Annotated in this window: 10 protein-coding genes; 3 read left to right on the top strand and 7 right to left on the bottom strand. The window is 72.8% G+C overall.

Annotation, left to right across the window (positions count from 1 at the left end; genetic code table 11):
* Positions 1-191: 191 nt before the first annotated feature.
* The 5 genes from ACT17Q_RS06505 to ACT17Q_RS06485 all read right to left on the bottom strand — a co-directional run bounded on the left by ACT17Q_RS06505 (position 192) and on the right by ACT17Q_RS06485 (position 7,308).
* Complete coding sequence (locus tag ACT17Q_RS06505) at positions 192-1,475, bottom strand: deoxyguanosinetriphosphate triphosphohydrolase (RefSeq protein WP_268532304.1); 1,284 nt, start codon at positions 1,473-1,475, stop codon at positions 192-194.
* Between the two features lie 28 nt (positions 1,476-1,503).
* On the bottom strand, positions 1,504-3,351 hold the full coding sequence (locus ACT17Q_RS06500) for a glycoside hydrolase family 13 protein (RefSeq protein ID WP_444665157.1): 1,848 nt from the start codon (positions 3,349-3,351) through the stop codon (positions 1,504-1,506).
* Complete coding sequence (locus tag ACT17Q_RS06495) at positions 3,348-4,253, bottom strand: sugar ABC transporter permease (protein ID WP_094180317.1); 906 nt, start codon at positions 4,251-4,253, stop codon at positions 3,348-3,350. The genes ACT17Q_RS06500 and ACT17Q_RS06495 overlap by 4 nt, the downstream gene beginning before the upstream one ends.
* Entirely contained in the window at positions 4,253-5,875 is a 1,623-nt protein-coding gene (locus ACT17Q_RS06490; RefSeq protein ID WP_444665156.1) for an ABC transporter permease subunit, read from the bottom strand. Before ACT17Q_RS06490 ends, ACT17Q_RS06495 begins: the two co-directional genes overlap by 1 nt.
* Before the next feature lie 173 nt (positions 5,876-6,048).
* On the bottom strand, positions 6,049-7,308 hold the full coding sequence (locus ACT17Q_RS06485) for a sugar ABC transporter substrate-binding protein (protein WP_444665155.1): 1,260 nt from the start codon (positions 7,306-7,308) through the stop codon (positions 6,049-6,051).
* 243 nt (positions 7,309-7,551) lie between these two features.
* Here ACT17Q_RS06485 and ACT17Q_RS06480 point away from each other — a divergent pair, with 243 nt between their 5' ends.
* Complete coding sequence (locus ACT17Q_RS06480; protein WP_444665154.1) at positions 7,552-8,613, top strand: LacI family DNA-binding transcriptional regulator; 1,062 nt, start codon at positions 7,552-7,554, stop codon at positions 8,611-8,613.
* A gap of 151 nt (positions 8,614-8,764) precedes the next feature.
* Positions 8,765-10,480 (top strand): glycoside hydrolase family 13 protein, encoded by a 1,716-nt coding sequence (locus ACT17Q_RS06475; protein WP_444665153.1) that lies wholly within the window; start codon positions 8,765-8,767, stop codon positions 10,478-10,480.
* Between the two features lie 73 nt (positions 10,481-10,553).
* On the opposite strand, the gene ACT17Q_RS06470 is transcribed toward ACT17Q_RS06475, so the two are convergent.
* Positions 10,554-12,167: an alpha-amylase gene (locus ACT17Q_RS06470; protein WP_444665152.1), complete on the bottom strand. Its 1,614-nt coding sequence runs from the start codon at positions 12,165-12,167 to the stop codon at positions 10,554-10,556.
* Here ACT17Q_RS06470 and ACT17Q_RS06465 point away from each other — a divergent pair.
* Positions 12,136-13,044 (top strand): carbohydrate kinase family protein, encoded by a 909-nt coding sequence (locus ACT17Q_RS06465; protein WP_444665151.1) that lies wholly within the window; start codon positions 12,136-12,138, stop codon positions 13,042-13,044. The two genes, ACT17Q_RS06470 and ACT17Q_RS06465, sit on opposite strands and share 32 nt — an antisense overlap.
* Before the next feature lie 27 nt (positions 13,045-13,071).
* Here the strand turns inward: ACT17Q_RS06465 and dusB are convergent, their stop codons facing one another.
* The gene (dusB, locus tag ACT17Q_RS06460) at positions 13,072-14,250 is read right to left on the bottom strand and encodes a tRNA dihydrouridine synthase DusB (RefSeq protein ID WP_444665365.1); all 1,179 of its coding nucleotides are present in this window, start codon (positions 14,248-14,250) and stop codon (positions 13,072-13,074) included.
* Positions 14,251-14,252: the final 2 nt, after the last annotated feature.

Below are 14,252 nucleotides of genomic sequence, written 5' to 3'. Positions count from 1 at the left end.
CCCGCCTGGTGGGGTGATGCATCCTTGCCTCCCTGTGCGATGGGGAAGTGCGGGCATTTTGTAAGGGAAATTCACAAATCCCTCACCCATGAAACTAGCCAGAACGCCGGAATCCGGTCAACGATGCGCGGGAAATCGGCGGGAGCGCACGCAGCACTCCCCCGCGATCCGACGGGGGCGCCCCCGGACCGTCAGTGCCGCGGCGGGCGGACGAGCCGCGCGTGCGTGTCCGCCGCGGAGACGTCGGTGAGCGACGCGACCTGGTCGACCACGACGCGCAGCCGTGCCGCGTCGTCCGCGGCCTGCGTCCAGTCCGCCGCGAACGGCGGCTCGAGCGCGAGCGGCGCCCGGTCGGCCATGACGTGCACCAGGTCCGTGAGGACCTCGCGCTGGCGGTGGTACAGCGGCTCGAGCTCGCGCGGCGCCATCACGTACGCGACCGCGAGCCCCTTGAGCACGAGGATCTCCGCCTGCGTCTCGAGCGGCACGACGAGGTCCGCCGCGTAGCGCGTGAGCGGACCGGCGCCGTACTGCGCGCGCGTGGCCTTCTGGGAGGCCTTCGCGAACCGGCCGATGAGCTGGCTCGTGGCGTCCTTGAGCAGGGCGAGCGCACCGCGTGAGCCGTCGAAGCCGGGCGCCCACAGACGCGCCGCGACCAGGCGGTCCATCGCCTCCAGCAGCCCGTTCTCGTCCACCGCGTCGCCGTACCAGGTCGAGATCGCCTCCGCGACGCGCGCCCGCTCGTCGGGGATCGACAGCACCGCGAGGTCGAGGCGGCCGCCCACCACCGCGTCCTCGACGTCGTGCACCGAGTACGAGATGTCGTCCGCGAGGTCCATGACCTGCGCCTCGAGACACTTGCGGCCCGCGGGCGCGTCCCGGCGCAGCCACTCGAACACCGGCAGGTCGTCCTCGTACACGCCGAACTTGTGCGTCGGCCGCCCGCTCGCCGCACTCACGGGCCCCTGCAGGTGCCGCCACGGGTACTTCACCGACGCGTCGAGCGAGGCGCGCGTGAGGTTGAGCCCCACCGAGCGCCCGTCCGGCGCGACGACCTTCGGCTCGAGCCGCGTCAGGAGACGCAGCGTCTGCGCGTTGCCCTCGAAGCCACCGATCCCCTTCGCGAGCGCCGCGAGCGCACGCTCGCCGTTGTGCCCGAACGGCGGGTGGCCGAGGTCGTGCGCGAGGCACGCGGTGTCGACGACGTCCGGGTCGCACCCCAGCGCCTTCGCGATCTCACGCCCCACCTGCGCGACCTCGAGCGTGTGCGTCAGCCGCGTGCGCACGAAGTCGTCCGACGAGGGACCGAGCACCTGCGTCTTGGCACCCAGGCGGCGCAGCGCCGAGGAGTGCACGATGCGCGCGCGGTCGCGCTCGAACGGCGTGCGCCCCTTGGACTTCGCCGACTCGGCGACCCAGCGCTCACGGTCGACGTCGACGTAGCCGCCGACGTCCAGGTGCTCCAGCGTGGTCATCGGTGCCCAGCGTACGCAACGGCACGGGTCAGGACAGCCGCCAGACCTGCGCTGACGGCCCCCGCGACCCGCCGACGACGAGCCCCGCCGGCGTCAGGGTCACCGAGCCGTCGCCGTGCAGCCGCTCGGCCGCGCGCGCGGTCACCGCCAGGCGCGCGCCCGGCCAGGCGTCGCGTGCGAGCACGACGAGCACGCGCTCGTCGGCGGTCTCGCGCAGGTACGCCACAGCGTCGTCCTCGGCCAGCACCCAGCGCAGCCCGCCCTCACGCAGCGCGCGCGACGAGCGCCGCAGCGCGATGAGCTCGCGGTACGTCTCGAACGTCTCGACGTCCCACGGCGCGCCCTGCGCACCCGGCCGGCCGTCGATGCGGTCCCAGGGCATCGGGACGCGACCGTGCTCGCCGTTGACGCCCGTGAGACCACCCTCGTCGCCCGCCCAGACCACGGGCGTGCCGGGGTAGGTCGCCAGCAGCGCGACAGCCACCTCCACGCGCTCGCGCGACCCGGCGACCGTCCGGATGCGCGCGGTGTCGTGCGAGCCGAGCAGGTTCCACTGGTGCCGCGTGACCGACCAGGGGACGGTCGAGTCGAAGTCACGCATCGTGGCGACCATGGCCGCTCCCCCGGACCTCGGCACCGGCACGGGCAGACCCATGAACGGCAGCGTCGAGCCCGGCTCGACCACCCACGTCCACACGGGCCGGGTGAACGCCGAGTAGTTCATGTTGGTGTGCCAGCCGCCCACCACCAGGTCGGCCGCGGCGTCGTGGAAGTGCTCCGAGACGAGCACGGCCGACGGGTTGGCCTGCGCCATCGTCGTGCGGATCGCGCGGGCGACCGCGTGCGTGTGGTCGTCGGCCGCGTGCCGCCCCGTCATGTTGGCGACGTCGATCCGCCACCCGTCGAGCGCGAACGGCGGCTCGAGGTAGCGCGCGACCACGGAGTCCGGGCCCTCGACGAGCCGTCGGGCCAGACCCGCGGCGTTGTAGTTGAGCTTCGGCAGGGACGCGTGGCCGAGCCAGCCGACGTAGCCGGGCGGATCCTCGGTCCAGTAGTAGAACTGCGCCTCGTCGCTCGTCGGGTCGGACTGCGCCCGGGTGAACCAGTCGTGGCCCGCGCCGGTGTGGTTGGTCGTGAGGTCGCCCACGACCCGCATCCCCCGGGCGTGCACCGCGCCCGCGAGGGACGCGAGCGCCGCGTCGCCGCCGAGCAGCGGGTCGACGTGCGCGAACGACGTCGCGTCGTAGCGGTGGTTCGAGCGCGCCGGGAAGACGGGCGTGAGGTACAGCGTGTCGACGCCGAGCCGCTGCAGGTGGTCCAGCCGCGCCTCGATCCCTGCCAGGTCACCCCCGTAGAGCTGCTGCGCCACGCCCGGGCCCGCGCCGATCGGCTCGTCGGACCACGCGGCCGGCAGCGCCCAGTCGGGCAGCGGGCCGGTAGGCGGACCGGTGTGGCCCGACGAGCGGGCGAACCGGTCCGGGAACACCTGGTACACCACGGCGTCGTCGAGCCAGCGCGGGGCCGGCTCGTGCACGGTCAACCGGAAGTCGCCGGCGTCGGTCACGTCCCGTGCGTGCAGGCCGCGCCCGTCGAGCCAGCGGTACCCGCCGGGCTCGTCGAGCAGGAACCGGTAGGAGGTGACGGGGTTGTGCACGAGCACGTCGGCGACGTACCAGCGCTCGTGCTCGTCGCCGCGATCGAGCCGCGCGGGGACGAGCCGCGGCTCGCCGTCCCGCACGACCCGCACCCACACGCCCCGCTCGGTCCGCGACGCGGGGACGCGCACCCGGACGGGTACGACGTCCCCGAGCCGCGGCGTGCCGCGTGCGACGTACAGCTCCGACCCGTCGTGGTGCGGCAGGCCCGATGACGTCATCCCTTGACGGACCCCGCGGTGAGGCCGCCGACGATGTACTTCTGCAGGAACATGAACAGCAGCACGACGGGCACGGCGGCGACGACGGCACCGGCGGCGAACAGCCCCCACGGCGCGGTGCGCTCGTCGGCCGCGAGCGAGTACAGCCCCACCGCGACGGTCCAGTGGTCCGAGCGCTGCAGCACGACCTTCGCGATGAGGAAGTCGCCGAACGACGAGATGAACGACAGCAGCCCGACGACCGCGAGGATCGGCGTGACCATGCGCAGGATGATCGTCCAGTAGATCTGGCCGTGCGTCGCGCCGTCCATCTTCGCGGCCTCGTCGAGCTCGCGCGGGACCGTGTTGAAGAAGCCGTACATGAGGAACGTGTTCACGCCCAGCGCGCCACCGAGGTACACGAAGATCAGCCCGAGCAGGCTGTCGAGCCCCAACGCCGGGAACACGTCCTTGAGCGTGAGCAGCAGCAGGAAGATCGCGACGAACGCGAGGGTCTGCGGGAACATCTGCGCGAGCAGCAGCCCGGTGAGCCCCTTCTCACGGCCCTTGAACCGGAACCGCGAGAACGCGTACGCGGCCGCGGCGCCCATGAGGACCGTGCCGATCGCCGTCACGGAGCACACGACGAGCGAGTTGCCGAGCCACGTCCAGAACCCGCGCGCCTCCAGGTCGGCGAAGTTCTCGCCCGAGACGGTGCGGAACAGGCGGTTGGACCCGACGAGCGAACCGCCCGGGTTGAGGGACGCGGAGATGACGTACAGCAACGGCGTCACGCAGATCACGATCATGACGAGCGCCACGAGGTAGCGCCACGACACCTCGCGCCACCAGCGCCGCCCGTGCGTCCCGCTGCGGCGCAGGTTCGTCGTGGCCCTGCCCGGCTGGGTCTGGGTGGTGGTCATCACAGCTCCTCGAGACGACGCGTGCGACGGAAGCCCCACCAGGAGATCGCGCCGACCAGGATGAAGATGAGGATCGACAGGGCGCTCGCGAAGCCGTACTGCTTGAGGCCGCTCTCGAAGGCGATGGAGTAGACCATCGAGATGAGGATGTCCGTGTGCCCGACGACGACGGGCGTGCCGACGAAGTTGGGACCACCTCCGGTGAGCATGTAGATGAGCGCGAAGTTGTTGAAGTTGAACGCGAACGACGCGACCAGCAGCGGTGCGACCGAGACCATCAGCAGCGGCAGCGTGATCGAGCGCATGATGCGCCAGGGCTTGGCGCCGTCCATGCGTGCCGACTCGTAGACCTCACCGGGGATCGACTGCAGCGCGCCCGTGCACACGATGAACATGTACGGGAAGCCGAGCCACAGGTTGACCGCGATGATCGAGAGCTTCGCGAGCCACGGGTCGGTCAGCCACGGGATCTCGGCGCCACCGAGGATCACCTGGTTGAGGAAGCCGCTGCGCGTGTTGAGCATGCCCTTCCACACCAGCGCGGAGATGAAGGCCGGGACCGCGTACGGGAGGATCAACAGTGCGCGCAGCAGCTTGCGGGCCCGCACGCGCGGGTCGTTGAACACGACCGCGAGGAACAGGCCGAGCACGAACGTCGTGACAACCGACAGCAGGGCGAACGCGAACGTCCACAGGAAGATCTCGACGAACGCCGTGCGCAGGCGGTCGTCGCTGAACGCCCGCGTGAAGTTCTCGAAGCCCACGTTGACGCGCCAGCCGGGCGTGATGGTCGAGCCGTCCTCGGCCTGGAACTGCCCATGGTCGTTGGGCCGGTAAACCACGCCGGTCTGCGTGTCGGTCATGGTGTCGGCGGCGGGGTCGTACTCCATGACGGACTCGAAGATGTAGCCCGTCGAGCCGTCCTGCGTGCGCAGCGACCCGTCGGCGGCGTCGTCGGACACCGGCACGCGCAGGTCGACGATCTCCTGCTGCCGCTGCGCCACGGCCCCGAAACCGAGCACCTCGTGGTCGGGCAGAGCCGTGACCTTGTCGGACTCGACGGTCGCGTCCGGCGCGGGGGCGAGCGGGTCCCCCTGCGTGCCGGCGAGCGCCTGGCCGTCGCGCACGATCGCGAACGTGAGGGCCCCGTCACCGTCGGTGAGGATCGTCAGCGGGTACGCCTGCGAGCCCTCCAGGCGCTGCTCGTTCTGCGCGAGGATCGCGGCGACCGCGTCGTCCTTCGTGGAGTTGTGGCCGTCGCCGTAGTTCGTGAACGCCACGTACGCCGTGTAGCAGGCGGTGAAGATCACGTAGACGAGCAGGAACACGAGCCCGGGCAGCAGGTACTTCGCGGCGAGCGCCCGCCGCGAGAAGTACGCCCAGTTGACGGCGACGAGAGCCAGGACGAGGAAGGCGACGATCGCCCACTGCTCGACCGAGATCGCCGTGAGGATGCCGTACAGCCCGATCGCGTCGATCAGGCCGACCAGCACGAGCTTGACCAGGAAGCCCCGGGAGAAGTCCCGGGCCGGCGAGGAGTCACCGCGCACGGGGCGCGCGTCGCCGGGAGGTGGTTCGGGTGGGGCGTGCTCGCTGTCGGGCGCGATCGTCTGCTGCGACATAGGGTCCTCCGCGCGGCGCCCGCCGTCGGGCGCCGATGTGTGCAGTGTGCTCCGCCGCCGCACGGCGCGCGCGTGGGCGCGGTACGGGGGCGCGGGGTCCGGGACGTGCCGGGTCACGGCACGTGAGGCGGCCGCCCGCACGCGCCGGGTGGCGGTGCGGGCGGCCGGTCAGGTCACGCCGCGTCGATCGCGTCCTGCATGTTCTTGACCATCGTGTTCCAGGCGCCGACGGGGTCGGTGGCCTGGCCGCCGATGATCTGCACCTGCGTGGTGCCCCAGAACTGCCACATCGCGCCCATCTCGGGGATCGACGGCATCGGGGCGCCGGTCGCGCCGGCCTCGTTGAAGCCCTGGAGGATCGGGTCGTCGACCTTGGCCGCAGCGGCCTTCAGGGCCGGCATGCGGCCACCCAGGTCGAACAGCTTCGACTGGACGGCCTCGGTCGTCAGGTAGTTCACGACGAACTCGTTCGCGAGGACCGGGTTGGCCGACTTCGCCGAGATGAACGCGCCCTGCACGCCCACGAACGGCTTGGCCTCCGCGCCACCCGCGCTCGGGACGGGGAGGACGGAGATGTCGAGGCCGGCCTTGGTGAACTCGGTCGTGTACCAGGGGCCGGTCACGATGTACGGCGACTCGCCGTTGAGGAAGGCCTCCTTGACCTGGTCGCCGCCGAGCGCCGGGTCGAGGACCTTCTCCTTGCCGAGCTTCTGCAGGTACGTCGCGAACTTCCCGCCGTTCTCGCCGCCGAGGCCGAGGTCGGTGGTGTACGAGCCGTCCGCGGTCTGGGCGAAGATCGGGGCGTCGAACGAGGTCTGCAGCGGGTACAGGTGGTACGCGTCGCCCTGGTCACCCTGCTGGATGAGCACCGGGTACTTGACGCCGGCGGCCTTGCCCTCGGCGACCAGCTCGTCGAACGTCGTCGCCTTGGTCTCGGGGACGAGCTTGTTGTTGCGGACGAGCGCGATGTTCTCGATCGCGTACGGGGCGCCGTAGACCTGGCCGTCGTAGGTGAACGCCTGCACGGCGGACGGCGCGAACTCGTCGCTCTTGGCGCCGAGCTGGATCGGGGCGACGACGCCGTTGTTGACGAACTCGCCGGTCCAGTCGTGCGCGCCGATGATGACGTCGGGACCCTGGCCGGTCGGGACCTGCGAGACGAAGTCGGTGCGGATGTCGCCCGACACCTTCTGCACGAGGTCGACCTTGACGCCGGTCTCGGACTGGAACTCCTCGACGATCGGCTTCATGACGTCGATGCGGGTCTCGTCGACCCACATCGTGAGCGTGCCGGTGAGCGCGGGCTCGGTGGTGGCCGCGCCGGCCGTCGGCTCCGTGGTCTCGTTCGCACCGTCGTCACCGCTGCCGCCGCACGCGGTGAGGGTAAGTGCGAGCCCCAGCGCGGCCGCGAGGGCCGGGATGCTCCGTCGCATCGTGTGTCTCCTGATCTTGGGTGGCGTAGCCCAGAGACGCCCACGCGACGACCGTGCTGTGACGGGCCCTGCGACCGGCTCTGGCCTGATGATGCCGACGCTAACGCCGTTGCAACGCGACCTGCAAGTCGTTACGGTAACTTTCAGGCAACGGTTTCAGACGGTCGTCCAGACGTCCAGAATGGCTGCTCGAACGACCCGGAGAGACCCACGAACCCGAATGGGCGAGGACGAGGAGGTCCCATGTCCCCTACGCTGCCTCCCGTGCGTACGCGGTTGACGGACCTTGCGGAACAGGCCGGTGTCAGCACCGCCACCGTGTCCCGTGTCCTCAACGGCAAGCACGGCGTGTCGGCGCAGGCACGCCAGGCGGTGCTCGCCGCCCTCGACGTGCTCGGCTACGAGCGCCCCGAGAAGCTGCGCACCCGCTCCGCGGGCCTCGTCGGCCTCGTCGTGCCCGAGCTCGCCAACCCCGTGTTCCCCGCGTTCGCGCAGGTCATCGAGTCGATGCTGACCGAGCGCGGCTACACGCCGCTGCTGTGCACGCAGTCACCCGGCGGCACCACCGAGGACCAGTACGTCGAGATGCTGCTCGAGCACGGCGTCGCCGGCATCGTGTTCGTCTCGGGCCTGCACGCCGACACCTCCGCGAGCAAGGAGCGCTACCACCGGCTGCGCAGCCGGGGTATGCCGATCGTGCTCGTCAACGGGTTCGCGTCCGGTGTCGACGCGCCGTTCGTCTCGATCGACGACGAGGCAGCCCTCGACCTCGCGTTCCGGCACCTCGTGTCGCTCGGCCACCGCTCGATCGGTCTCGCGATCGGCCCCGACAGGTTCGTGCCCGCACAGCGCAAGCGCGCCGCGTTCGCCGACAACCTGAACCGGCACCTCGGCCTCACCGACGCCGAGAACCACATCGTCTCGACCCTGTTCACGGTCGAGGGCGGCCAGGCCGCCGCGCTCGAGCTCATCGCCTCGGGCCACACGGCCGTCGTCTGCAGCTCCGACCTCATGGCCCTCGGCGCGATCCGGGCCGCCCGCTCGCGCGGCCTCGAGGTGCCGGACGACCTGTCCGTCGTCGGGTTCGACGACTCGCCGCTCATCGCGTTCACCGACCCGCCCCTGACCACGGTGCGCCAGCCCGTGCTCGCGATGGGGCACGCGGCGGTCTCGGCGCTCGTCGCCGAGATCAACGGCACCCCCGCCTCGCGCATCGAGCTCAAGTTCCACCCCGAGCTCATCGTGCGCGGGTCCACGGGTGCGGCACCCGCCACGGTCGGGCTCGCGCCCGCAGCGACCCGCTGACCCGCGAGCGCCGCGGGCCCGGTCACCGGGCCCGCGGCACCTCGCTGCGTGGACCGGCGCACGACGTCGAGCCCCGCCTCCCCCGGTCCCCGGCCACCCCCGGCCGACCCCCGCACGTCCGCGCCCGCGGACCCCAGAGAAAGACCACCGCGTGACCACCCTCGACACCCGACCGACCCTCGTCCACGCACCCGGCTCGCCCGACGGCGAGTGGTGGCGCGACGCCGTCATCTACCAGGTCTACCCGCGCTCGTTCGCGGACGGCACGGGCGACGGCGTGGGCGACCTGCCCGGCATCACCGCGCGCCTGCCGCACCTCGCCGATCTCGGCGTCGACGCCGTGTGGCTCTCGCCGTTCTACCGCTCGCCGCAGGCCGACGCGGGCTACGACGTGGCGGACTACCGCGACGTCGACCCCCTGTTCGGCACGCTCGCGGACTTCGACGTCATGCTCGAGGCCGCGCACGGCCTCGGGCTGCGCGTGATCGTCGACCTGGTGCCGAACCACACGTCCGACGAGCACGCGTGGTTCGTCGAGGCGCTGGCGGCCGGCCCGGGCTCTCCCGCGCGCGAGCGGTACCTGTTCCGCGACGGCCGCGGCGAGCACGGCGAGCTGCCGCCGAACAACTGGCAGTCGATCTTCGGCGGCCCGGCCTGGACGCGCGTGCCGGACGGCCAGTGGTACCTGCACCTGTTCGACTCCAAGCAGCCCGACCTCGACTGGGAGCATCCCGAGGTCCGCGCCGAGTTCGAGGACGTCCTGCGGTTCTGGCTGGACCGCGGCGTCGACGGGTTCCGCATCGACGTCGCGCACGGGATGGTCAAGGCACCCGGCCTGCCCGACTGGCACGGCCACGTGTCCATGATCGAGGGGTCGCAGGACGCGTCGGCGCTCGACCGCGTCGACGAGGTCACGGGGTCCGGCAACCAGGGCCCGATGTTCGACCAGGAGGGCGTGCACGAGATCTACCGCGCCTGGAACAGGGTGCTCGCCGAGTACGACGGCGACCGCGCGCTCGTCGCCGAGGCGTGGGTCGAGCCGCTGTCCCGCCTCGCGCGCTACGTGCGCCCCGACGAGATGCAGCAGGCGTTCAACTTCGCGTTCCTCGCGACGCTGTGGCACGCGCCCTCGCTGCGCGACGTCATCACGGCGTCGTACGCCGCGAGCGACGCCGTCGGCGCGCCCACCACGTGGGTGCTGTCGAACCACGACGTGGTGCGCCACGCCTCCCGGCTGGGCCTGCCGGTGCCGGGCTCGCGCCCGAACGGCATCGGCGCGCGCGACGAGCAGCCCGACGAGGAGCTGGGCCTGCGCCGCGCACGCGCCGCGACGCTGCTCATGCTCGGCCTGCCCGGCTCGGCGTACGTCTACCAGGGCGAGGAGCTCGGCCTGCCGGACCACACCGCGCTGCCCGACGACGCGCGTCAGGACCCCGCGTTCTTCCGCACGCAGGGTGCCGAGCTCGGCCGCGACGGCTGCCGCGTGCCGCTGCCCTGGTCGGCCGACGCCCCCGCGTTCGGCTTCTCGCCCACGGGTGCGGCCTGGCTGCCGCAGCCGCTGTCGTGGGCGCGGTACGCGCTGGACGCGCAGCGGGGTGTGCCCGGCTCGACGTACGAGCTCTACCGCGCGGCGCTCGCGCTGCGCAAGACCGAGGCGCTCGGCTCGGGCGGGCTGGCCTGGCACGCGTCGCACGACGACGTCCTGGACCTGGTCAACCGGGACGTGCGTGTCGTCGCGAACCTGTCGGCCGAGCCGGTCGTGCTGCCCGCGCCGACGCAGCTGCTGCTCGCGTCGGGCCCGGTCTCGGGCGACGCCTCCGGCGCGCTGCTCGTCGAGCCGGAGACCACGGTGTGGGTGCGCGCCTGACGCACGCCTGACGGCCGGGGCCGGGCCTCGCGGAGACGTCCGCGGGACCCGGCCCTTCGTCGTCGTGGCGCGGTCAGCGCGTGCGGCTCACGTCCCACGCCACCGCGGACCCGGCGGGCACGACGACGTCGACGCGTCCGTCACGCACCCGGGTCGGCGCGCACGTCCCGGCCCCGGCGAGCACGTCGCAGTACTCGCCGTCGGGCAGCCGGGTCGCGAGCGTCGCGCGCAGCTCGTCGTCGCCGAGGTTCACGACGACGAACCCGCGCTGTCCGCGCCCGAGCGCGACGGCGTCGCCCTGCGACCACGTGTCGACGACGGGCGCGTCGCCCACGACGCCGCGCCAGCCCACCATGCCCGCGACCTGCGGCCAGCGGTGCTGGCAGACCCAGTCGCCGGGGGCCAGGTCGTCGCCCGGCGCGACGTCCGGCGCGCACGTCGCGTCGAGCACCCGCCCGTCGGTGTCCTGACGCGGGCCCGCGTCGACGTCCTCGAACGCGTAGCCCGAGTACACCTGCGGCGTGCCGTAGGTGCCGGCGAGCATCAGCACGGTCGCGAGCGCGTCGTCGGTCCCGGCGCGGTAGGACAGCGTGGAGCCGTTGCGCTCGGTGTCGTGGTTCTCGACGAACGCGACCGCGTCGGCGGACGGCACGTACCGGGCGGTCGACTCGCCGAGCTCGAGCGCGAGCCCCGGCGAGCCCGCGACGACCCCGGCGAGCTCCTTGCCGTACGTGAACTCGTACACCTGGCCGTTCGGGGTGTACTCCTCGGGCGTGATCGGCTCCGCCGAGCCGCGGATGACCTCCTGCATGACGGCGACGTCGTCGGGCAGGGCAGCGACGACCGCCGCGACGTCCTCGGTCGCCATGTGCTTGGCCGCGTCGATGCGGAAGCCGTCGACCCCGAGGTCCACGAGGTCCTGCAGGTACGCCGCGAGGCGCTCGCGCACGTGGGCGGCGCCGGTGTCGAGGTCCGCGAGGTTCAGCAGCTCGCACGTCTGGACCTGCGCGCGGTCCAGGTACATCGCGATGTCGTCGTCCGGCGTCAGCCCGCAGTGGTGGAAGTCCGCGGGCGTCCACGTGCCGGGGTACTCGTAGTGCTCGTACGGCGAGCCGGCCCAGCCGGTGCCGGGCACGTCCTGCCCCGTCATGTGGTTGACGACGGCGTCGACGCGCACGTCGACGCCCGCCTCGTGGCACGCGTCGACCATGGACGCGAACTGCTCGCGCGTGCCGAGCCGCGACTCGATGCGGTAGCTGACGGGCTGGTACGACGTCCACCAGGGCTCGCCGGTGATGTGCTCGTTGGGCGGTGAGGTGAGCACCCACGCGTACCCCGCGGGCCCGAGCGTCGTGGCGCACTCCTGCGCGATCGCGTCCCACGTCCACTGGAAGAGCTGCACGCCGACGTCGTGCCCGCTGCCGTCCGACGCGGGCTGCGTGGCGGGGTCGGGGGGGTCGTCCGAGCACGCGCCGAGCGCGGCGGGCAGGAGGAGCAGGGCCGCGAGCGCGGCCAAGCCGCGGCACGTGCGGCGTGCGAGGTGCGTCATCGTCACCACCAGGTCGTCGTCGACAGGTCTGCGCGTGCTGCAATCCGTTGCAGCAATTTTCGTCGCGCGCTTCCAGGGTACGGGTCCAGCGCCGTAGGTTGCGTGCGTGACCCACGTCGTCGTGAACGGACCCGCCACCTGGAACACCGTCGTCCGGGTGGCCGAGCTCCCCGAGCCCGTCCCGCACATGGTGCTGGCCTCCGCGCACCACGACGGCCTCGGCGGCACGTCCGCCGGCAAGGCCCGCACCCTCGCCGCGCTCGGCGTGCCCACCACGCTCGCCACCACCCTCGGCGACGACGAGCACGCGGAGCGGGTCCTGACCGCGCTCCGGCCGCGCGCGGGCGCGGCGCCGCTCACGGTGCTCAGCCGGCCGGCGGTCGCGGGCCGCACCGAGCGGCACGTCAACCTCGTCTCCGACGACGGCGACCGGCTCTCCGTCTACCTCGAGCTGCCCACCGCTCCCCCGGCGGACGACGCGCTGCGTGACCTCGTGCGCTCCGCCGACGCCGCGGTCCTCGACCTGGCCACGTCCTCGCGCGAGCTCCTGAGCGTCGCGCGCGCCGCGCACGTCCCGGTGTGGTGCGACGTGCACGACGACGACGGCATCGGCGACCACCAGCGCGCGTTCGTCGCGGCCGCGGACGTCCTGCTGGTGTCCGACGCGCGGCTCGCCGACCCCGGCGCCTACCTGTCCGCGGCGGTCGCGGGCGGCGCGTCGCTCGCGGTCTGCACGCGTGGCGCCCGCGGGGCCATCGCGCGCGACGCGGACGGCTGGTGGGAGGTCGGGCCGGCCGACGTCGGACCGGTGCTCGACGCCGAGGGCGCCGGTGACGCGTTCCTCGCCGGCCTGCTGCGCGCCGTGCTCGCGGGCGAGCCGCGCGCGCGGACGCTCGCCGAGGCCGCCGCGACCGCGGGGCTCGCCGTCACGCACGTCGGGCTCGGCGCCCCGCTCGCCACCGTGCAGGACGTGGCCCGGCTCGCCGCGACGGTGCGGGTCGCGCGCGTCGAGTGAGGTCCCGCCCCGCCGTGCGGAGCGGGGTCAGCCCCCGGAGACGCTGAGCTCGGCCTCGTGCAGCTCGCGGCGGAAGTCGTCGGACAGGTCACGCGAGTCGAGCCAGCCGTACGGCAGCACGACCTTCTTGGGCGAGCCCGCCCGGCCGCGCTGACCCTCGGCGGGCTCGCCCGGGTAGGGCTGGTCCAGGTCGAGCAGCGCGATCAGCTCGTCGAGCTCGGCCAGCGAGCTCACGAGGCCGAACCGCGCGCGCAGGTCGCCACCCACCACGTAGCCCTTGAAGTACCACGCCATGTGCTTGCGCATCTCGCGCAGCGCCTTCGACTCGTCGCGGAAGTGCTCCACCATGAGCTCGGCGTGCCGGCGCACCGTGTGCGCCACCTCGCGCAGCCCCGGCCGCACCCGCTCGTCGGACCCCGCGAACGCGGCCGCGAGGTCCGCGAACAGCCACGGCCGCCCCTGGCAGCCGCGCCCGACGACCACGCCATCGCACCCCGTCTGCTCGACCATCGTCAGCGCGTCCTGCGCGGACCAGATGTCCCCGTTGCCGAGCACCGGGACGTCCGTGACCGTCTGCTTGAGCCGCGCGATCGCCTCCCAGTCCGCCGTGCCCGAGTAGTACTCCGCCGCGGTGCGCGCGTGCAGCGCGACCGCCGCGACGCCTGCGTCCTGCGCCACGAGGCCTGCCTCGAGGTACGTCAGGTGGTCGTCGTCGATGCCCTTGCGCATCTTGACCGTCACGGGCACCCCGTACGGCTGCGCGGCACGCACGGCCCGCGTGACGATGTCCTGGAACAGCCCGCGCTTCCACGGCAGCGCGGAGCCGCCGCCGCGGCGCGTGACCTTCGCGACCGGGCACCCGAAGTTGAGGTCCACGTGGTCCGCGCGGTCCTCCGAGACGATCATGTGCACCGCCGCCTCGACCGTGCTCGGGTCGACGCCGTACAGCTGCACCGACCGCGGCCGCTCGTCGGGCTCGTGCTGGATGATCCGCAGCGACTCCTCACCACGCTCGACGAGCGCGCGGCTCGTCACCATCTCCGCGACGTACAGCCCCGCCCCCTGCTCGCGGCACAGGCGGCGGAACGCCGCGTTGGTCACGCCCGCCATCGGCGCGAGGACGACGGGCGTGTCGACCTGCAGGGGGCCGATCCGCAGCGGCGGGAGCACCGCCCCCGCCGCGCGAGTGGTCGCCTCGTTCGTCACAG

Source organism: Cellulomonas sp. CW35, from assembly GCF_052378485.1.
GTDB lineage: Bacteria > Actinomycetota > Actinomycetes > Actinomycetales > Cellulomonadaceae > Cellulomonas > Cellulomonas uda.
This window is presented reverse-complemented; position numbering and strand designations above follow the sequence as displayed.